The sequence below is a fragment of the Natrinema soli genome, from assembly GCF_028618695.1.
The window spans coordinates 1-18181 of the sequence record NZ_JAQIVI010000210.1 but is presented as its reverse complement, the minus strand read 5'-3'; the positions used below and the strand labels follow the sequence as shown (position 1 = coordinate 18181).

Below are 18181 nucleotides of genomic sequence, written 5' to 3'. Positions count from 1 at the left end.
ATTATGACACGATGTCGGCGGCGGTGTTGAACGCCTCTTTCACACGCTCTTTGATCCACTTGCGGTTTTTTTCTATCGCTGGTCGGATGAACGGCTGGGCGTCCATTATGGCCGTCCCGAACTCCTGGAAGGGAGCATACTCGACGTCGTCTTTTACGATCGCCTTGACGGTGTGGGCCGCGATCTTCTCCGATAGCCCTTCGATGCCCGCTCTGAGGTTTCCTGTTTCGCCGACGGGGGCTAACTCCTTGGCGACGCGCTCGAGGCGGAGTGCGATATCCTCGGCCGCCCGTGGGAGCTCTTTCTCGAAGAATACCGCTTCGAACCCCTCGAGTTTCGCCATTAGGGCGGCGGGCGAGCGGCCGCGTTCCCAGTCTATCGAGAAGTCGTTTTGTTTAGTCATAGTGAGCTACCCCCGGAGTTAGCGCAGCCGGATGTGGCTCTGGACGATCTTCGTTTCGCCGCCGAACTCCGCTGAGACCTCGATGCCGTAGGACCCTGCACCGTTCGCGGTGCTGGTGTCCCAGACGTACTCGAAGGTGCCCGTCGATTGGTGGGTCATCGCCACCGACGACTGAAGTTCGGTGCCGTCGCTGTTATCGGTGATCGTGATCATGGCGTCGCCCGTTCCGTCGGTGCCGGTATCGTCTGGGTCGGTCGTCCCGCCGTCGAACTCGGCGATGATCGGCACGTCCTCACCGACGAATGCTGGATCGAGCGACATGCTATACGCCTACCTCCTCGGTCGTGATGCGAGCGACCACATGCCCCGTTTCGAGACGGGAGATTTCTCCCGACGGTGCGCCGTTCGACAGCGTGGCGACCGTGTGGGCGGTGGTCCCTCGGCTAAGTGTTGCTGTTGGCATCTATTACACCTCTTCGTCATCGTCGCCCGGCGAGTGCTGCCAGCAAAGTCCTCCCTCCTCGTCGACGACTCGCGAGCAGGGACGGCCATTCGACTTCGACGCACTGCATGTCGCCTGTGGATCCATCCGATGAGACCAGCACCGCGACTCGTGTGCTGTCGGGACAAACACGTCCCCCCGCTCGATGCGCGTACCGTCCGAGCGGATGCGCGGCGTCGGATGCGTCCATCGGTACTCTCGACCAGGCATGTCAGTGCTCCTCTGTTTCGATGAGTGTTTTCTGTGGCCGGGAGCGTTGCGCGCCGTAAATCTCGAGGACGGCGCGGGCTTCGAGATCGTCGTAATCGTCGTGTCCGTCGACGATCGCCTCGAGTGCGATTGTGTTCCCTTCCGACAAGACGCCGGAGAGATCTCCTTGGGCCTCGATGACCGGGCTCCGCTGGACGTCTTCGCCGGTCGCCGTCCGCGCTATCCCGAGGTCGATATTCGCGCCCTGCGGATGGAAACGGACGGGGATCGAGTCGCCGGCCTTGCCGCCGATAATGTCGGTCGGCTCCGTGATCGGCGTCTCATAGGCGTCGACACACTGCCCAGTCTCGGGATCGCACGTCGTGTTGCCTGGGCAGTCGCCATCGCCCGAACACGAGACGGGAGTCTCGCCCGTCGAGCTCAGATGATGGGTCGGGCGGATGCGGGTCATATGATTAGGCCCCTCGGACGTTGGACGCCCGGATCGAGCCGTCTAGCTTGTCCGCGTCACGCAGCGTGCCACTCTCATCCATCAGGATCGCCTTTTGGCCGAGACTCGTCGAGCGGTAGTCCGTGTGATCGCGGTCGCCCGAGTAACTCGCCGAGGAGCCATCCGAGAGAGTCTCGCTGTCGATTTGCCGGAGCTCGTTGATACCACTCGAGAGGATGAAGTGTCCTGCGAGGTAGCACTCGATGTGTTCGAGACGTCGCTCGGACATCCCGGTATCTGCGAGATTCTCGTCGACCTCGAGCTCTGCCGGCGAGATCCCAACGGTCTCGATCTGGATATTCGTGATAGCCTCGAGCTCGTAGCCGTCGGCCTCGAGTTCCATCCGAACGTTTGAGACGTCCGTTCGGGGCATGGGTTACTCCTCGCTGCCTTCGAGCTCGTCGAGACGGGCCTCGATCGCATCAAGTGCGCCGTCGCGGTTCTTTTGACTTCTCTCGAGATTTACGAGTTCGCGAAGTACCTCGGGGTCGTCGACATCCTCGAGCTTGGCCTCGAGTTCGTCGATCGTATGCTCTCCGGGGTCGGCCGAGGTCCCATCGGCTTCATCGCTACCGCCGTCGACGTCGCCACCGTCATCCACGCGCTCGAGTGTCCGAGGATGGTCCGCGGCGACCGATTCCTCGACCTCGAATGGATCGCTGTCCGGCGTCCGGGCCTCGCCGTCGTGCCAGAACTGGTTCCGGACCACGCGGACCGTGATGGAGTCAGTCATCATGCCCCCGTCCGGCGTGCGATGCCGTAGATGCCGTCGGGCTGTTCCTTGACCCACGGGATACGCGAGGCGAGCATCTTGCTCCGGCGGCCAAAGCCACCGTCAACGTCCCACGACGTCGAAGTGATGCCCTGCGCGACGACAACCTCGAAGTATCGCGTATCGTTGAGCATCACGACGATGTTACCCGGCGTGAGACGCGGCGCTTCGATGAACGTCATGTACGGGAATTTGCGCTGCAGCCGTTCCATGAGAGGCTCGTCCGTAGCGCTCGTTTCGTAGTCCTGGAGCGTGAGCTCGGTGTACTGCGGGGAAGGGATCAGGGCGATCGCCCCCGTCTGCCGGGGTGAGGGAGCGTCTGTCTCGTCCTGCCCCTCGAACTCTTGGTGGATTCCGACGAACGTGTCGATCACGTTCTGGGCAGTGCCGAAGTCGCCAGCGGCGGATCCGCTGAGGACGTAGTCGTTATCGACGTTGAGGCCGCGGACGCCGAAGGGGCCGTCGCGGGTCTGAACCGACCCACCCCAGCCGCCGAAGAGGAGTTCATCCTCGGTGTCCTCGATCGCGTCGCGAGCGTCTCCCGCAACGCGGACGTCGATATCCTCGCCGAACTCCTGCGAGGCCTGGAACTCTCGGCTGTCAATCTCCCAGTCGCTGTGGATGATCGGCAGGCCGACCCCATCCAGACCGTAGCTTGGGAGGTCCTGACGGGATCGCGAGCGCGCGTTCATGCTGATGTCCGCTTCCTGCTCGCCACCGTGGCTCATCGGCTGGACGTGAGCGTACCGCGCCAGCGTCGACGGAGTGCTGAAGCCAGCACCGATGAGATACTGGAGCGTGTTCGGACTCGAGTCGTGCTCAGTGAGGACGTCGTCCTCGTAGTTGATCCACGAGTTGACCGGCATCGTCGAATCGGCAGTCAGCTCGAGGTCGTTTTTGACCTGCTCTTCCGAGCGGATGCCGGCCGCGAGGTCGAACTGAGCCCACTGCTCAGGGCTGAACGGCGACTGTTTTCGGATCTCTGTCAGTGCGGCCTTTCGCTGGTCAGGACGAGGGTTGAAAAGCGCCTGCTCGTGGAGCATCGACGCTTCCGACTGGAAACTGTTCGGGTCGCTAACGGTTGCGTTTGCGGTGTTAGTACTCATTAGTAGATTACTCCAGCTGCTTGACGAGAATCAGTGCATGCTCTCCCGAGGCAGCGGCCGAGTTGTCGACTGCTTCGAGTGCCTCGTACTTCGGGTTCGACCCGCCCTTGACGAGCGTGCCGTCACTGTTCCATCCGAGCTCATCGTGCGCCGAGACGTTCGCGTTCGCGGCCGTCGCGAGATCAGTACCCGCAGCGAGTCGAAGTCGTGCTTCCTCCGCTTCCTGGAAGGACCGCGATTCGACGTTGTCGCCGCCGCTGTAGGCTTGGTCGACGGGATTACCGTCGCCCATCCGAGGCGGGTTGCGCTGCTCGCGAGCGATGAGCGTCGAATTGGCATCCGCCGTCGAGACTGGCTGGACGACCGTCTCGCCGCTTTCAGTGATGCGCTCGAGGCCCATTCCCGGTTCGATCGCCGCGCCCGTAGCTGCCGGGTATTCGAGATAGTCTCCCTGACCCAGAAGCTTCGCGAAAATACTGTTAGCCATCGTTAGTTACCCTCCACACCGGTTCCGTAGGCGCTGGCGTCTTCGTCCCCGCCCGAATGCGAGGCAACGACCGTGCTCGTGTGCCGTCCCGTGCTGCCCGGAAGCTGAGCCGCCGAGGAGAGGTCCGAAGCCTTGTCCTCGAGTGCATCGATCGGCCACTCCGAGAGTGCCTCCGTGTCTTTGTCCGTCTTCGAGGAGATCGTCGCGATGAGTTCCTCGCGTTCGGTCTCTTCCTGGGCCGAGGCGACGGCCGCCTCCGCCTGCTTGGCGATGTAGTCGTCGACCGAGTCGTGGTCGCCGATATCGAGCTCGACGACGTTTTCGCGGTCGTCGGTCTCCGTGTCAGTCTGTTCGGTTTCGTCCTCGCCGTCCGGGTCGTCCCCGCCGATGAGGCCGTTGTGCATCGTCGCGATCTGGTCGTCGCCCATCGCCTCGAGAGCGTCTGCCTCGAAGCCGTGATTATCGACGAGCGTCTTGATCTGTTGATCTCTGTTGCTCATGGTTGTGTCCTGGTTGTCGTCGCCAGAATTGGTCGTGTCCGTGTCGGTATCCGCCGACTCGTCAGATCCCAGTCCCTGTTCTCCGTCCGCCGCGAGGTCTGCTGTGTCCACATCCTCCGGCACCAGGCCGAGTGCCCGGAGCGTGCCATTGACTGCGCTGCTGACGAGACTCTCGCGGTCACCAGCCCCGTCAGCCGATTCGGATGCGGCGATCTCCGCTCCGATGTCCGTCTGGTTGGCCCAGGCCGCCAGTTCCGCCGAGGCCCCCCAGTTCGCCGTGTTACTTGGCGAGTCGCCTTTCGTGACGATTGAGAGATCGCGAAACTCGATGTTCTTGGCGATGTAAGCCCCTGTATCGGGATCGGCCTCGCCCAAATCAAAGCGAGGATGGACCGAGACCTCGTAGTTCTCGGCATGGAGTCCTCGGGCGATCTCGGGGTCGTGGACCGACGTTTCGTAGCCCACGCCGCGTTTGTTCGGACCGCCGTCGACGTATCCCGCCGCGGTGACTTTTCCTGGCGAGTTGTCCGACGGTGGCGGGTATATGTACTCCCCGTTCTCGTCGGTTGGGTGGTCGACCGAGAGGGGCTCGTCGGCCTGCGACGCCGCGGCCTTGTGGAGTTCCTCCTCGGTCATGAGGACGGGCGTACCGTCGTCCATGTGGAGGACGTCCCCTGGAGAGACGGCGATCCCCGAACTTGTCCACGGCCCCCCGTCGGGGTCGAACGGCTCGTCTGCGTCGGCACTCAGCTCGTGTGTGAGTGCCGGTACGGTGATGTTTCTCATAGTGCTTGGGTCATGGATGTGTAAGTGACCGGCAGGACCTCGCGCTCGCGCGGTCATCGGGCCTGTAACCGTCTGCACCCTCAGTCACTCCACTACCGGATAGACAGAACCCATGCAGTTCGGGTGGAAGGGAGGGCCGCCCCGTGGGATCTCATCGATCGGGTATGGCCCGCCATTGACAATCGGTTTGCAGATGTCACACGGGTTATGTCCCAGAATATCGACCTCTTGAACCCCGTGTTCGGTATATCTATTGAGGGCAGACTGATTATGCGAGTGGAGTGTCTCAGTTCTCGCTAGTCGTTCTGCGTCTGTGATTCCGATCGAGTCGACACGGTCGTTAAGCTCCCGTGCCGTTTTCTGCGGATTCCAGCCCTGCGAGAGTCCGGTCCCGAGCTTGCGCCGGACCGCCGTTTGCATGTCCGTCGTGACGGTCTCGAGATTGTCGAACGAACGAGTGTAGAGGTCCTGCAACTGTTCGGCGTGAATCCCACGGTTGAACGTCTGCTGAAGCGTTTCATCCGTGACCGTGACGCCCTCGGCGTTGAGCTGGGCATCGGCATGATCGATCCCGCGGGAATAGGCCGATCGAACATACCGGGCCGTGTAGTGCTCTCCTCCGCGGATACGCTCGCGCTCGATCGTCTCGAGAATACCGCGATCGGTCTGCTCGTCGAGCCAGCCCATGAACTCGTCTTGGGCCTCTGCTTGCGTCGTGAACTGAAACCCATCTGAAGGTGAGATATCGTCCGCAGCTGCGAACAACTCACTCCCACTCGAGTCGTCTGACTGTTTGAGTTGGAGCGCATCGTTCTCATATCCGACTGTTGTGCGAATAGCAGATTTCAACGCCCGGAATCGGACTGTGAGGTCCGTTCGGAAATCTTCTCTAAGACCCTTCGTAGATGTGGGCTCCTGTCGGGAGCTCATTCATCGTCGTCCTCTTCGTCTTCGCCGCCATCTGGGAGCGGAGGTTGGGCCGGCGGTTGGTTCGCTGCCGGCGGAGCTCCGGCGTTCTCAGCGGGGTCCATCGGGGCGATATCCTGCGGGTCGAGATCGGGGAACGTCCCCTCTTCAACGTACTCGGTCCACTCCTCGCCACCGTAGCCGGGAACGGCTGTCTGGAGATTGTTCGCGACTTTTGCGCGGTTGAGATGTATCGTCGACTGTTCCTCTTCGTCCTGTTCGGCGACCGGCGGCCATTCGATCTCGAAATCACCACCCGCCGGAGCAGAAAGGACGCCGAGGTCGATCAAGCGCTGGAGGACCGCGCGGACGATCTGCGGGGTCACGAACTGCTCGCGACGCTCCTGGATCTTGCCATAGAACTCCCGGAGGTCCTGTGATCCCGCCGTCTCCCCGCTTTCGTTACCCTTGAGGATTTTCTGCGGGATTCCCGTCCGGGCTGCTAGGGCCTCGATATTCGGCTCGACGATCGTCGACGGGTCGATGTCCACGCCGCCGAGGTTCTTGATATTCTCGGCCCCCTGGGTTCGGAGGATCGGCTCGAGGCCGTGATACCAGCGGTTGACGTGTTCGCGCTGCTGATCGCCGCCATCCGGGAGGTTGACGTCCTTCGCCATGTTGATGGCGAGACCCCACGCCGACGCTCGATAGGCGAGTTCGGCCGCACTCCCCATCGTCTTCTCAATGTCCGTGAGCGTGTTCCAGACCCCCTCTTGGCGGGGCTGACCCCGGATCTCGTCGTCGAGGAGACCGTCACTCGGGACGTGAATTACCCTCGAGTGATGGACCCACATTTCATCAGGGTCCGTTGTGTCTTCCGAGTCTTCACTCTGGAAAATCGTAGTGGCGACGTCGTCCTCCTCGTCGTCCTCGTCGGTCAGGTCGATTTTATATCCGATCGGCTCGCCCCAGCGACCACTCCCCGGCCCGCCTTTCTTGATGTCGATGATCGATTTCTGCGAGAACGGTCGCAACCCGGTCAGTTCGTTGGCCTCCGTCGCTGGCTGCTTGAATCCATCCGGCCCGTCGATGTCGTCGAGCTCGAGGATCAGGACGCCGTACTCCCCGATACCGGCTAAGACGTCAACTCGCTTGCCGTAGTTCCAAATCCGATGCGTGTTCTCGAGTGACTCGACGCCCGACTCGAACTCGGTTTCGGTATCCGTGTCGGTATCCTGTTCGTCCGTGACCGTCGGGGGGTCGCGCCAAGACGTTTCGACCGGTGCCCTGACTACCGGACCTCCATACCGGGAGCGTAAGAACGACGCGTAGTAATCGTCGATATCTGGATTCCGATCCCAGTTGAAGACGTCGTACGTGTCCTGGTCGCCCCGATCCTCGCCAAGCTCGTTCAACAGCCCCCATCGGAGGGACATGTCGTCCGCCGCATTGGCTGTCCGGTTCGCGTCAGTGTTACTGCTCATATTTGAAATCACCACGTCCCCGTGAGGTCGTAGGAATCGTCCTCGACGTATCGATCGCCCATCACGCTGTAGCGGGTAACGTCGAGGCAGTGATCCTCGGCCCGCGACGTGCCGACATCGTCCTCCTTGTAGCTCTGGAACTCCTGAATGAGTTCGGTGAGCCCGTCGACGATGAGAAGGCCCGGTCGGCCCTCGTCATCCATCTCGAGGACGGCCTGGACCTCGTCGATCCCTTCGTCTATATCCTTCGTCGCCGCCTCGGCCGGGTAGCCCGCCTGCCGGAACTTGTCTATATGCTCGGGGTCATGATCGCAGTAGATCGGCCCAACGGGCTTATCGTTGTCTCTCAGCCACTCGATCGCGTGATCGACGGGCTTGCCCGAGACGTGATAGGCGTCCCACGCAACGTACTGATCGGCGTGGGTTTTGCCGTACTCGATCAAGACGCGCGGGTCTTTCCAGCCATAGTCGTATCCGTACATCCGCCAGTCGTCGCGGATCTCGATATCGTCTCGGGGACGAACGTGGAGGTTCCGCGAAAACTGGTCGTAGACGAGGCCCTCGGCGGCCGCAAAGCCTCCGTGGAGCCCCTGCTCTTCTCTCGCGGTCCCCTTGAACTGGCGTTTGATCTTCTCGAGGCCGTCCTTCGGGAGCAGCGTGTTGTGCTCCGTGCTGGCGACGACGACCTCGAGGCGATCGCGCCACGGGAGCAGCTCCTCGCCACCGTCCCCGTCTGGCTGGATCTGGCGCTCGGTGATGTCGTAGTACTGGTTGAATCCGTTGCCCGTCGACGTCCAGAGAGTCGTGTTCGGTCCGACATCGGTTCGCTGGCGCGTGGTGAGCATCCGGTGGAGGTCGTAGAGGTCTGTCTTCGGTGGGTAGTGGGCGACCTCGTCACACCAGATCCGGGCGAACTCTCCACCGGCGAACCGCGACCACTTGTCGGCACCACCGAGCCAGACGGTGTGACCGGTCACGTAGACGACGCGCTTGTCGTTGGCGTTGTAGTCGTCGACGATCGGCGAGTTCTCCGGATCGCCGTCCTTGAACGGGTTCGTGTCCTCTCCGGGTAGTGTTTTGAAAAAGACGCTGTAGGTGGTGGACTTGCCCTTCTCGTAGTCCTGAGCCATCACCAGGCTCTCGCCGATGCCCTCAGTGTCCTTCATCCCCCCGCGGTGGACCCACTGGGCACCACACCGAGACTTACCGCCACCGTAGCCGATTCGGAGGACGACAACGTCGTTATCGCTTTCCTCGAGGAGATCGCGGACGTGCGCCTGGTAGTCCGTCCACTGGTAGGAGACGGTCTCGCGTGCGGTGGTGGTGCTCATTCGTCGTCGTCTTCACTCCAAGGCGTTTCGACGACCTCCTCGGTGAACGAGATCTCGATCGGGCCACCACCCTCTCCGGTGAGCTCTGTCTCTTGTTTCTTGGACTCTTGATAACCGTACGAACTCGAGAGCATGAACTTCGCGAACGATGTGTCACCGTCTTCCGACCGGCCGTCATCGATATACATGCTCTCACCCTCTGCGCGCGCCTGCGCGAAAGCTTGGGAAAAACTGGCGAGTTGGCCGTCCTCTGTCTCGAATGTGTAACTCTGCTCGAGCCAGTCGTTTACCGTCCCTTGACCGATACCGGCCGCCCGTTCGCAGCCGGCTTTGCTCTTCCCCTCGCGAGCAGCTTCGATCGCCAACCGGGCCCGTTCGTCCGTGAACTTCGTCGGACGGCCTTGCGTGTCGCCGTTGATCGACGAGTGAATTCCGCATTTCCCGTCAGCGAACTTCGCCCCGTATTCGCAGGGCTTGCCGTTACCTTTCGTTTCCCCGCACTGTTCAGTATCGTTCATGGTCGATGTTGTGTTGAAAAGTCGCTACCGCCAGTCCTCGAGTATCGGCGCGTCCCGACAGCGGAGCCAGCCCTCGGGTGTGCCGTCCCAGAGGATGTAACAGCCGTCCTCGGTGAGGGACTTGGCGTCTTCTCCGCGCTCGGGGTCGTCCATCGAGACCGCTATGGCTGTCTCGGGTCGTTGCTGTTGTTGCCGTTGCCGTTTCCCGGCTCGTCCTGGAAGGACGCCCGGAGGTCGTCGTACTCCTCGCGATATCGTGCGTAGTGGGTGATGATCACGAAGAGGGTCAAGCCAAGTAACACGGCCATGATGATGAGGAGCATATCGGCGTACGGGGATGACGCGTCCGACAGGAGGAACGGCTGGGTGATCTTGAGGCCGATCGTGCCGGCGACGCCCAGGTAGAGGACGACAAACCACCAGGGATACTCGAGACGTGAGAGCGCGGCGACCAGTGCGACGACGAAATAGCCACACCCGACGACGAACCACGCGAGATTGTTATCGAGCTGGAGATAGGCCCAGAACTCAGCGAGGAACTCGAACATGATTACTTACCCCGCCACGCCTCGATGGCGTCGTTCGGGTCGAGCTCCTTGAGGACGAGCGCAGTGATCCCGAGGTAGCCCAGGATCGCCGCTGCCGTCAGAGGTGCGTCCTGACCAGCCATCACAATGATGAGGCCGGGATACCCCAGTGCGAGGAGACAACCCGTCGCGAGTCGGATCAGTCCCTTTGTTCCTGCCGACATTCATGGGAGGGTGTGGACGTTGCACCGCCACGCTTTTATCGTGACAAGTGGATTGCCAATCGCTCGCAGGGAGGAGTCCCTGTCTCCTCTCTGTGGGCTCTTCCATTCACTCGATTCGCGGTGTGGTGATGTCTGCATTGTCACTGTCACTGTGCGTCTTGGGGCCGACGTCGCGTGTCGACGGCAGTGTTTACTGCGGTGTCGAGATACGGACCAACGACGAGCGCATACTGCTCAAGGTTCTCTATCGAGAGCTCTGCGCCGACGAACGGCAGGACCAGTCCCGCCGCAGTGAACTCTGCGACGGTCGTCCCGAAGTGAACGGCGTCGAACGGCTCGCCTTTCTTGTGGCGGTTCTTGATGTAGTTGAAGGCCCCCCAGCACGCGCCGGCGAGAGCCCAGAGCAGTGCACTGGCTATCGTGGAATCGGTATCGAAAGTTGCCATTGGTTTGACTGTATGGAAAAGCGCCGGTCACAGCATGGGTTCGCTGCGAGGCCGACCGTGGCTCTCCCGTTCCCGAGTTGTCCTCGGGGTCCCGGGAGCGGTCCGGCCACATTCGACGCGGTACCGGACGGCAGTGGGATTGTGTGGAATCTCGTACCTGCTACCTGACGACGATCAGTCGTACAGTGGTTCGATCGCGCGGCCCCGTCCGGGCTCGATGCATTCCCCTTCAGCGCCGCGTGCCACATCGGGGACGTTATCGAGGTCGGACGTTCGCTCGGCCGGTCGAGATCGTGGTGCCGTCGGCGTCGACGACGATCTCCGAGCGCTGGTTCGCCCAGGTCGGCGTCCATCGGACCTCGTTGACGACGCCCTGGACGTCGCGGCCGGCGAAGCAGATCTCGACAGGCTGCCCTTCGGAGATCGGCTGGACCGTCATGAGATGACCACCGCTTGCGTCAGCGCCTCCCGAGTCGCCGTACCCTCGAGTACAGCCTCGAACAGTTGCTCCCGATCGACGCGGACGTCGGTCTTGTCCTCAGCTCGGAGTGTGACCGTCGCGACGGCCAGGTAGTGGGCCACCGTGAACGGGAAGCGAGTTCGGAGCGTCTCGTTCTCGTGCTTGTGATCGGTCTGGCCGCAGCAACAGACTGTGCCCATCTTGACGGGGTCGTCCGCCCGGATCGACGGCTCGAGCGGGTTCCGGAAGTCGCGGTAGGTGCCTACGTTGTAGGTATCGCCGCCGTGTTCGAAGACGTAGACCGGATCATGGCCGCCCTCGAAGTCGAGATCGGGGACATCGGGCTCATCGTCATCGTCGTCGTCCTGGACGTTGGTGGACAGCTGCCCGAGGCTGCCGTGCTCGGTTCGATGCTGCCACCCGATCGCCGCGTCGGTGATCGACTTCCCTGCGGAGTTGAGCTCCGGGGGCTTTTCGATGGTCTTGACCTGTCGGCCACACGTCGAGCAGAAGCGATGATCGTGCTCGAGCGTCTCGAAGAAGTCATCTGCGCGCTTCTGACGGCGGTGATCGTTGTGGCATTCCGGCGAACAGAACGAGCCCGAAGTGGCGGGGAGCTGGAACTGATCGCCGCACTGTCCGCACTCGACGCTCTGGGGTGGGGTGGATGTGTGGACAGACATAGCTCTGGGACTCCCGGGCCGCTACCAACGACCCCAGGAGAAACGGGTTACTATTCGGTATGGAGATTGTCGCGCTTAAAGAGTGGACAACGAACGTTACTTTTCCGATTGTTTGGCTGTGTACTGCTGATGCGCCGCGATCGCGTCGAACGCCTCGGGGTCGAAGTAGATGTTTCGGCGGGCATCCGACGGGTGACGATACGACGCGATCATGTCCTTCTCATCGAGCGTGCTCGCAACCTCGCGGATCCGGCGGGTTGTAAGCCCAGTCCGGTCGGCAAGGTCGTGCTGGTCGAGGACGCTTCCCTCGAGAGCGAGGTAGACGAGTCGAGCAGCGGGCGGTTCGTCGGCGACTTCCGAGGGGAGTTGTTCAGGCATGGTGTTCGGTATCTTTGAAGTCGATCGCGACGACGCCGTCCGGCTCGAGGATCTTCATGTCCAGGCGGACCGCGTCCGACCGGCAGATCAACGTCTCGCGGCCGTCGACCCGCTCGGTGATCGTGATCATGTCGTCGAACGGCCGGAACTCTTTGTGACTCGACGGAACCGCCGGGCCCGTGATCTCGACCCAGCCCCGCGGGAGCTCGCGGGCCATGCCGGTTGAGATAACGAGGACGCCGTCGCTGCGCTCGTTGCCCAGCTGCTCGAAGCGGTCGCGTGCCTCAGGGAGCGTCTCGACCGACATCGGTCCGGTGATCGTATTGACGCCGTCGTGCTCGAGGGCGTTTCGCCAGAGCTCGTGGTTGTCTTCGAAGACGCTCACGCTTTCTCACCTCGCACAGCGCCGCGGACTGTTCGCGAATCAGACTTCGAGCAGTCGAAACAGAGCGTGTTGTGCGGATGGTCGTGTCCTCGGTTGACCGCGTAGAGTTCACGATCTAAGTCCTCAGGGTCAAACGTTCGTCCGCAGTACGTGAAGCCGATGAGACTCTCGACGCAGTAGCCGTTATGGCCGTTGTCGAGGTTGACTACGTAGCCGGTCGTCACGAGTCGTCACCCCCTTCACTTCGCGTAGAGTTCCCAGACTGTGAGGTGACGTGATCAGTAGCCGGCTGTAGTGACCACCCAGTCCAATTAGATCGTCCATTATTTTGGATGCCTATGTGATTGGGAACTGAGCATAATATCAGCCCGTCACTAACAGAGATGGGGATGAATGCTTGTTGCCCAGAATGCGAGAATGGATTGGGAGAACTGCTCACAAAGTATGTTGTCGATGGGGTGACGACAGCGGACTTCCAATGTGGGAACTGTGGACACGAGTGGTCGCTCTCACTGTGAACTAAAACCAAAATTCGGCTCGCCTCTTTTTTGTACCGTTCAGTACCGCCTGAGTAGTGTGCGCTATCGTCACTCATCGTCCTCACCCCGAAGGTCGTCGACGCGCCGATTCGCGATGTTAAGACAGAGCGCTCCGTTGCGTGTCGTCCGTTCAGATCGGTTGTGATACTCCCGTATCTTGCGCTCGAGGTCGTCCGGGTCGTCGATTCCGAGGTAGGTCCGCTCGTGGTCACCTGAGTCGTCGGTGACTCGGACGAGGTCGCCCCGGGACGTAGCTGCCGCGATCGCCGACCGGACCCGGGACGGATGCTCGTCCGGGTAGCTCCACAAGACGCTCGCGACGACCGGTGCCTCGTGGATCAGCGGCGGTTGAGGACCCCCGGTGTTGTGCTCGACGTAGCCAAGGACCGAGTCGTAGATCTCCTTCGACGAGGCGTCCGTCTGGTTACTCATTGCGATCCCTCCGTCCCCAGTTCGCATTCGCGTTCATCGATCGCCTCCAGGACGATGTTCCGGCCACCGAACTCGCGGATCTCCACGGCCCGGTACGCCGAGAGTAGGCCCTGGTCCTGGATCCCACGAATCCGAGCCACCGGGAGGTAGTGCTCAGATGAGGAGAGGAACCGGGCAGGATCCTCGCCCATATCCGTAGCGATGTTCGGATACCGCGGCCGGTCCGAGAGCGCCGCCTGTTTCGAGACGCTCATGTTTTCTTGACTACTCCGTTAACGACGTAGATCTCGCCATGGGCCTCGAGCTGGTCGGCGATGTCCTCAACGACCTCTCGGTCGACGTCCATCGCTTCCGTGACCGCGTCGATCAGTTCCGTTCGTTTGTTGTTACTCTCCTCAAGTCGCGAAAGGAGAGCGTTCCGTGCATCGCATGTCTGTGTGAGTGAGTGCATTGTCCGTTTTCGTGATCGTTGGTGTTTGACCGGTCCTTTCACGCCGCGAACAACGGGACCGGTGTCCGTTCGCCGCTTTCAACGCCGGTTGAGACGGCGTTGAGACGGTATACCCGCAGCTACCGAACCGATATATACAGATAGATAGACAACTAAAGTAGGAAAGAATGAAACGGCGGTGGGACTGGGGGCTGGAAGAAACACATCTTAGCCCTCCACCTCGCTGACTCCGTTGTTCGCGGCGTGAAAGAGCGTCTCGTCGTTCACATCGTCCAGATTCACACGAAGTTGGTTTGTCCGGTCATCGAACTCCTTGAACGCGAAGCCGTCAGCGTTCCCGGCGATCTCCATCAAGTCGTAGGCGTGTCCTGGTGACGGCTGGCCGTCGAACAGCGCGACGACGTTGTTGTACTCCATCGCGAACTTCCCGCTATGGCGGGACGATGCCATGGTCACGAGGTACTCACGGAGTTTCTGGACCTTCTCGTCCCGGCTGAGTTCCTTGTAGGGCTTCGAATCGGGGTTCGGGTTGAGTTCGGCCTCGAGCTTCCCGACCCGTTCGCGTAGCCGTTCGTTCTCCTCTGCGATCTTGTCGATTCGGTCGACGATCCGGGCGACGGATTCAACCGGGCCCATGTTGAGCGTGTCCTCTTCGGGGACAAGCCCGGTCACCAGGCGCTTGAGTGCGAGTTCCTGGGCTCGCTCAAACTCGAGATCGTCGTCAATGCTGCGCTCGTCGCTGTAGTCGTTGTTGTCACTCATGATTACGTAGTTACCTCCAGCTGCTCCGCCGCTGCATCGAGGTCCTCGATCGAGATCGAGCCGAAGCCGGCGTCGAACGCTTCTCGCAGTGCGGCGTTGGTCAGTTCCTCGAGGTCATCGCGATCGTCGACGTCGTATCGCTCGGTACAGATGTCCGCGGTTACTTCGGGCCCGAGACGCACCACCGCCTCGTCGAGACGCTCTTTCCAGACCGCTTCAGACACAGCGAAACACCTCGTGAGCGTCGAAGATCAGGCGACAGTGTGGACACTCACGACGGGTCGGGTCGTGTTCGAGTCGCGTCGGCTCGCCAAGGATCCGACCGCACTTCGGGCAGGTCGGGAGCTGGTCGAAGTAGTCACTCCCGGTACTCACGTCACAACACCCCCTATCTGACCGCCAGATTGATGCGTCGGCCAGAAAATATCGGAGTGACTACTTCTTAGACACTGGTTTGCCGGTTTCTGTGGCAGGCTCGGGATCCAAGAAGTAACTTCTATACCCCCGCGGTCTAACGCACCACATGAGCGTATGAGTCAGTCTTACAATCGCGGTCTCATCGAGGACTTCGGTCGCTGGAAGGAGTTCTCGGCCGGCATGTGGGCGTGGATCTTCCACAAGTTCACCGGATGGGTGCTAATTGGCTACCTGTTCACCCACATCGCCGTGCTGAGTACCTCTATCGGTGGCGCACAGGGCGAAACGACGATGGTCGACGGAGAGGCGGTTAACGTGTACACCGCGACGCTGCAGGGGCTCGAGGGCCTGTTTCTCGTCCGTCTGCTCGAGATCGGCCTGCTCGCGGTGGCCGTCTTCCACATTCTGAACGGCCTCCGCCTGCTGATGGTCGATCTCGGCATCGGACTCGACTCCCAGGACAAGAGTTTCTACGCCTCGCTGGTGTTGACGGGTGCGATCACCGTCGCCAGCGTTCCCACGTTCCTCACGGAGGTGGCAATCTAATGGCGGAACGGTACTCCTCCTTTACGCCCGGCGGCACCGCCTGGTTCCTCCAGCGGATCACGGCGGCGTTTCTCGTCGTCGTTCTCGCCTTCCACTTCTTCCTCCTGCACTTCGTCAACCACGCGTACGAAGTAACGTTCTTGGGCACCGAGGCCCGAATGCAAAACGTCGGCTACTTCCTCACGATGGTGCTGTTCCTGATCACCGCCGCGTTCCACGGCGTCAACGGCGTCTACAACGCGCTGGTCAATCAGGGCCTCGAGGGGACCCAGAAGAAGGTCGTGCTGGCGGTGCTGGTCATCGCCGGCGTCGCGCTCGTCGCGCAGGGAGTTTACGTCGCACTCGCAATGAGAGGGATGATCTAATATGAGCACGCAACAGGCCGAACCCGAGAGCCAGGAAGCACCGGAAGACCCGGAGATGAAAGGCGCGGAGTCGCCCCAGGAGCGGCGACTCGACGACAAAGACGACGGGATGGTCGACGAACACGCCGAAAAGGAGGCCGAACTCGAGGGAGCGACGGTCCTCATCAAGGTGTTCCGCTACGACCCCGAAGTCGAGGGGAAACAGGAACCCCGATTCGACGACTTCCACATCCCCTTCGAGAAGGGGATGACCGTCCTCGACGCGGTCATGTACGCCCGCGACGAGTACGATTCGTCGCTGACGTTCCGACACTCCTGTCGGCAGGCCGTCTGCGGCTCCGACGCCTTCTTCGTCAACGGGAGGCAGCGACTGGGCTGTAAGACCCAGATCTCCGACCTCGAGCAGCCGGTTCGCATCGAACCGCTCCCCCACCAGGAGGTCGTCAAGGACCTGGTCGTCGACATGGATCACTTCTACGACCAGATGCACACGGTCGAGCCGTACTTTCAGGACGAGGATACGCCCGAGACGAGCGCGCTCGAAGAGCAGCGCCAGAGCCCCGAAAACCGCGAGAAGATCAAAATGTCCTCGCGGTGTATCTGGTGTGGCGCGTGCATGTCTTCGTGTAACATCGCGGCCGGCGACAACGAGTACCTGGGCCCCGCGGCGATCAACAAGGCCTACAAGTTCGCGATGGACGACCGCGAGGACGAGCAGATCAAAGAGCACCGACTCCGCATTCTCGAGCAGGAACACGGCGTCTGGCGGTGCCAGACCCAGTTCTCCTGTACCGAGGTGTGTCCGAAAGACATTCCGCTCACCGAGCACATTCAGGAGCTCAAGCGGGAGGCAGTCAAGAAGAACCTGAAGTTCTGGTAATCCATGTACGAACACGACGTTATCGTGGTCGGCGCAGGCGGCGCCGGCCTCCGAGCCGCGATCGCAGCGCACGAAGCGGGAGCCGACGTGGCGATGGTCTCGAAGCTCCACCCCGTCCGTAGCCACACCGGTGCTGCGGAGGGCGGAATCAACGCCGCGCTTCAGGAGGGCGACGACTGGGAACTCCACGCCTACGACACGATGAAGGGCTCGGACTACCTGGCCGACGCCCCGGCAGTCGAGGCCCTCGCTCAGAACTCTCCCGAGGAGACCATCAACCTCGAGCACTGGGGGATGCCGTTCTCCCGCGAGGACGACGGTCGGGTCTCTCAGCGACCGTTCGGCGGACTCTCGTATCCGCGGACCACCTACGCCGGTGCCGAGACGGGACATCACCTGCTGCACACGATGTACGAGCAGGTCGTCAAACGCGGCATCCAGGTCTACGACGAGTGGTACGTGATGGATCTTGCGACGACGGACGAACCGGATCCGAACGACCGCGAGTGTCACGGCGTCGTCGCCTACGACGTCCAGTCCGGCACGATCGAGGGCTTCAAGGCCAACGGCGGGGTCGTCCTCGCGACCGGCGGTCCCGGGCAGGCGTTCGATCACACCACCAACGCCGTCTCCTGTACCGGTGACGGCCACGCGATGGCGTATCGCGCCGGCGCACCGCTCGAGGACATGGAGTTCATTCAGTTCCACCCGACCTCACTGCCCTCCACGGGTGTGCTCATAAGCGAGGGTGTCCGCGGTGAAGGCGGCATTCTCTACAACAACGAGGGTGAGCGGTTCATGTTCGAGCACGGCTACGCGAATAACTCCGGCGAGCTCGCCTCGCGGGACGTCGTCGCCCGCGCCGAACTGACAGAGGTCAACGAGGGCCGCGGCGTCGACGACGAGTACGTCCACCTCGATATGCGTCACCTCGGCGAGGAGCGCATCATGGACCGCCTCGAGAACATTCTGCACCTGGCGGAGGACTTCGAGGGCGTCGACGGGCTCGTCGAGCCGATGCCGGTCAAGCCCGGCCAACACTACGCGATGGGCGGCATCGAGGTCGACGAGAACGGAGAGAGCTGCGTCAACGGCCTCTACGCCGCCGGCGAGTGCGCCTGCGTCTCCGTCCACGGCGGCAACCGGCTGGGCGGCAACGCCCTGCCGGAACTGATCGTCTTCGGCAAGCGC

31 protein-coding genes are annotated in these 18181 nt (G+C 61.7%); 4 read left to right on the top strand and 27 right to left on the bottom strand.

Translation table 11 applies throughout. The annotated features are described in order from the left end of the window. Position 1: 1 nt before the first annotated feature. The 27 genes from PGX04_RS13630 to PGX04_RS13500 all read right to left on the bottom strand — a co-directional run bounded on the left by PGX04_RS13630 (position 2) and on the right by PGX04_RS13500 (position 15006). On the bottom strand, positions 2-403 hold the full coding sequence (locus PGX04_RS13630; RefSeq protein WP_273739004.1) for an HK97-gp10 family putative phage morphogenesis protein: 402 nt from the start codon (positions 401-403) through the stop codon (positions 2-4). 18 nt (positions 404-421) lie between these two features. Beyond that, on the bottom strand, positions 422-724 hold the full coding sequence (locus PGX04_RS13625) for a flagellar hook assembly protein FlgD (protein WP_273739003.1): 303 nt from the start codon (positions 722-724) through the stop codon (positions 422-424). 1 nt (position 725) lies between these two features. Then, positions 726-866: a hypothetical protein gene (locus tag PGX04_RS13620; RefSeq protein WP_273739002.1), complete on the bottom strand. Its 141-nt coding sequence runs from the start codon at positions 864-866 to the stop codon at positions 726-728. A gap of 250 nt (positions 867-1116) precedes the next feature. Beyond that, a complete protein-coding gene (locus PGX04_RS13615) occupies positions 1117-1566 on the bottom strand; it encodes a hypothetical protein (protein ID WP_273739001.1) in 450 nt (149 codons plus the stop codon). A 4-nt stretch (positions 1567-1570) separates the two neighbouring features. Beyond that, positions 1571-1978, bottom strand: a complete 408-nt coding sequence (locus PGX04_RS13610; RefSeq protein ID WP_273739000.1) for a hypothetical protein — start codon at positions 1976-1978, stop codon at positions 1571-1573. A 3-nt stretch (positions 1979-1981) separates the two neighbouring features. After that, positions 1982-2338 (bottom strand): hypothetical protein, encoded by a 357-nt coding sequence (locus PGX04_RS13605; RefSeq protein ID WP_273738999.1) that lies wholly within the window; start codon positions 2336-2338, stop codon positions 1982-1984. Continuing rightward, positions 2338-3483 (bottom strand): bacteriocin, encoded by a 1146-nt coding sequence (locus tag PGX04_RS13600; protein WP_273738998.1) that lies wholly within the window; start codon positions 3481-3483, stop codon positions 2338-2340. Before PGX04_RS13600 ends, PGX04_RS13605 begins: the two co-directional genes overlap by 1 nt. Positions 3484-3490: 7 nt before the next feature. Beyond that, a complete protein-coding gene (locus tag PGX04_RS13595) occupies positions 3491-3970 on the bottom strand; it encodes a hypothetical protein (RefSeq protein WP_273738997.1) in 480 nt (159 codons plus the stop codon). A gap of 2 nt (positions 3971-3972) precedes the next feature. Next, positions 3973-5256: a hypothetical protein gene (locus PGX04_RS13590; RefSeq protein WP_273738996.1), complete on the bottom strand. Its 1284-nt coding sequence runs from the start codon at positions 5254-5256 to the stop codon at positions 3973-3975. Positions 5257-5340: 84 nt separating this feature from the next. Next, a complete protein-coding gene (locus PGX04_RS13585; protein WP_273738995.1) occupies positions 5341-6021 on the bottom strand; it encodes a structural protein in 681 nt (226 codons plus the stop codon). Positions 6022-6182: 161 nt separating this feature from the next. Continuing rightward, entirely contained in the window at positions 6183-7646 is a 1464-nt protein-coding gene (locus PGX04_RS13580; RefSeq protein WP_273738994.1) for an anti-CBASS protein Acb1 family protein, read from the bottom strand. A gap of 8 nt (positions 7647-7654) precedes the next feature. Continuing rightward, positions 7655-8977: a terminase large subunit domain-containing protein gene (locus tag PGX04_RS13575; protein ID WP_273738992.1), complete on the bottom strand. Its 1323-nt coding sequence runs from the start codon at positions 8975-8977 to the stop codon at positions 7655-7657. After that, positions 8974-9495 (bottom strand): hypothetical protein, encoded by a 522-nt coding sequence (locus PGX04_RS13570; RefSeq protein ID WP_273738991.1) that lies wholly within the window; start codon positions 9493-9495, stop codon positions 8974-8976. Before PGX04_RS13570 ends, PGX04_RS13575 begins: the two co-directional genes overlap by 4 nt. 24 nt (positions 9496-9519) lie before the next feature. Continuing rightward, on the bottom strand, positions 9520-9648 hold the full coding sequence (locus PGX04_RS13565; RefSeq protein WP_273738990.1) for a hypothetical protein: 129 nt from the start codon (positions 9646-9648) through the stop codon (positions 9520-9522). 8 nt (positions 9649-9656) lie between these two features. Then, positions 9657-10043 (bottom strand): hypothetical protein, encoded by a 387-nt coding sequence (locus tag PGX04_RS13560; protein WP_273738989.1) that lies wholly within the window; start codon positions 10041-10043, stop codon positions 9657-9659. A gap of 2 nt (positions 10044-10045) precedes the next feature. Beyond that, the gene (locus tag PGX04_RS13555; protein ID WP_273738988.1) at positions 10046-10246 is read right to left on the bottom strand and encodes a hypothetical protein; all 201 of its coding nucleotides are present in this window, start codon (positions 10244-10246) and stop codon (positions 10046-10048) included. Positions 10247-10392: 146 nt separating this feature from the next. Next, positions 10393-10692: a hypothetical protein gene (locus PGX04_RS13550; protein WP_273738987.1), complete on the bottom strand. Its 300-nt coding sequence runs from the start codon at positions 10690-10692 to the stop codon at positions 10393-10395. A 256-nt stretch (positions 10693-10948) separates the two neighbouring features. Further along, the gene (locus PGX04_RS13545) at positions 10949-11131 is read right to left on the bottom strand and encodes a hypothetical protein (protein ID WP_273738986.1); all 183 of its coding nucleotides are present in this window, start codon (positions 11129-11131) and stop codon (positions 10949-10951) included. Continuing rightward, positions 11128-11835: a hypothetical protein gene (locus tag PGX04_RS13540; protein WP_273738985.1), complete on the bottom strand. Its 708-nt coding sequence runs from the start codon at positions 11833-11835 to the stop codon at positions 11128-11130. The genes PGX04_RS13545 and PGX04_RS13540 overlap by 4 nt, the downstream gene beginning before the upstream one ends. A 96-nt stretch (positions 11836-11931) precedes the next feature. Continuing rightward, entirely contained in the window at positions 11932-12213 is a 282-nt protein-coding gene (locus PGX04_RS13535) for a MarR family transcriptional regulator (protein ID WP_273738984.1), read from the bottom strand. After that, the gene (locus tag PGX04_RS13530; RefSeq protein WP_273738983.1) at positions 12206-12598 is read right to left on the bottom strand and encodes a hypothetical protein; all 393 of its coding nucleotides are present in this window, start codon (positions 12596-12598) and stop codon (positions 12206-12208) included. Before PGX04_RS13530 ends, PGX04_RS13535 begins: the two co-directional genes overlap by 8 nt. After that, a complete protein-coding gene (locus tag PGX04_RS13525; RefSeq protein ID WP_273738982.1) occupies positions 12595-12822 on the bottom strand; it encodes a hypothetical protein in 228 nt (75 codons plus the stop codon). Before PGX04_RS13525 ends, PGX04_RS13530 begins: the two co-directional genes overlap by 4 nt. 363 nt (positions 12823-13185) lie before the next feature. Then, positions 13186-13569 carry a hypothetical protein gene (locus PGX04_RS13520; protein ID WP_273738981.1) on the bottom strand — a complete coding sequence of 128 codons (384 nt, stop codon included), beginning with the start codon at positions 13567-13569 and terminating at the stop codon, positions 13186-13188. Then, positions 13566-13823, bottom strand: coding sequence for a DUF8129 domain-containing protein (locus PGX04_RS13515; protein WP_273738980.1), 258 nt, complete (start codon positions 13821-13823; stop codon positions 13566-13568). The genes PGX04_RS13520 and PGX04_RS13515 overlap by 4 nt, the downstream gene beginning before the upstream one ends. Further along, on the bottom strand, positions 13820-14020 hold the full coding sequence (locus PGX04_RS13510) for a hypothetical protein (protein WP_273738979.1): 201 nt from the start codon (positions 14018-14020) through the stop codon (positions 13820-13822). The genes PGX04_RS13515 and PGX04_RS13510 overlap by 4 nt, the downstream gene beginning before the upstream one ends. A gap of 207 nt (positions 14021-14227) precedes the next feature. Further along, positions 14228-14782 carry a hypothetical protein gene (locus PGX04_RS13505; RefSeq protein ID WP_273738978.1) on the bottom strand — a complete coding sequence of 185 codons (555 nt, stop codon included), beginning with the start codon at positions 14780-14782 and terminating at the stop codon, positions 14228-14230. 2 nt (positions 14783-14784) lie between these two features. Further along, positions 14785-15006 (bottom strand): hypothetical protein, encoded by a 222-nt coding sequence (locus tag PGX04_RS13500; RefSeq protein WP_273738977.1) that lies wholly within the window; start codon positions 15004-15006, stop codon positions 14785-14787. A gap of 307 nt (positions 15007-15313) precedes the next feature. Between PGX04_RS13500 and sdhC the strand changes: the two genes are divergently transcribed. The 4 genes from sdhC to PGX04_RS13480 form a co-directional block, all read left to right on the top strand. Then, positions 15314-15745 carry a succinate dehydrogenase, cytochrome b556 subunit gene (sdhC, locus tag PGX04_RS13495; RefSeq protein ID WP_273738976.1) on the top strand — a complete coding sequence of 144 codons (432 nt, stop codon included), beginning with the start codon at positions 15314-15316 and terminating at the stop codon, positions 15743-15745. After that, the gene (locus PGX04_RS13490; protein ID WP_273738974.1) at positions 15745-16110 is read left to right on the top strand and encodes a succinate dehydrogenase/fumarate reductase transmembrane subunit; all 366 of its coding nucleotides are present in this window, start codon (positions 15745-15747) and stop codon (positions 16108-16110) included. Before sdhC ends, PGX04_RS13490 begins: the two co-directional genes overlap by 1 nt. A gap of 1 nt (position 16111) precedes the next feature. After that, positions 16112-16990 (top strand): succinate dehydrogenase/fumarate reductase iron-sulfur subunit, encoded by an 879-nt coding sequence (locus PGX04_RS13485; RefSeq protein WP_273738973.1) that lies wholly within the window; start codon positions 16112-16114, stop codon positions 16988-16990. Between the two features lie 3 nt (positions 16991-16993). Continuing rightward, positions 16994-18181: FAD-binding protein (locus tag PGX04_RS13480; RefSeq protein WP_273738972.1), on the top strand; the 1188-nt coding region annotated here is incomplete at its 3' end.